Here is a 433-nt window from a genome sequence, read left to right on the forward strand (position 1 = left end):
GCACCGATCTACGAAAGTCGATTGACGGACTGGCAGTCCTTGTCAAAGAAGGCTTTGATCTCGATCCGTTTTCTCCCTGCCTCTTTGTATTTTGCAACCGGCAACGCGACAAACTGAAGATTCTCCATTGGGAGCATAACGGTTTCTGGCTTTATTATCGCCGATTGGAGCGCGGTACCTTCCAGTGGCCTACGGAAACGAACTCATCCCCTTTGAAGATTAGCCGTCGCGAACTGCGCTGGTTGCTCGATGGTCTTTCGCTGGAACAGCGGCAAGCTCACCCTGAGGTCACAGCACGCACGATTCTTTGAAAACCTTCGGTGTTCTCTCACATCTTTTCCGTGTGTCGACAGGAAATCGCGGTCATTTATTGAAATCTATACGTATGAAAACAATAGCGAATACGAACCCGTCTACAATTGAAGAACTTCAA

General features: G+C 48.5%; 1 protein-coding gene. It reads left to right on the forward strand.

What is annotated here, in order from left to right:
• Window positions 1–311: IS66 family insertion sequence element accessory protein TnpB (gene tnpB / locus EFBL_RS15875; RefSeq protein ID WP_096183062.1), on the forward strand; the 311-nt coding region annotated here is incomplete at its 5' end.
• Window positions 312–433 lie beyond the last annotated feature (122 nt).

Source organism: Effusibacillus lacus (assembly GCF_002335525.1).
Lineage (GTDB): Bacteria > Bacillota > Bacilli > Tumebacillales > Effusibacillaceae > Effusibacillus > Effusibacillus lacus.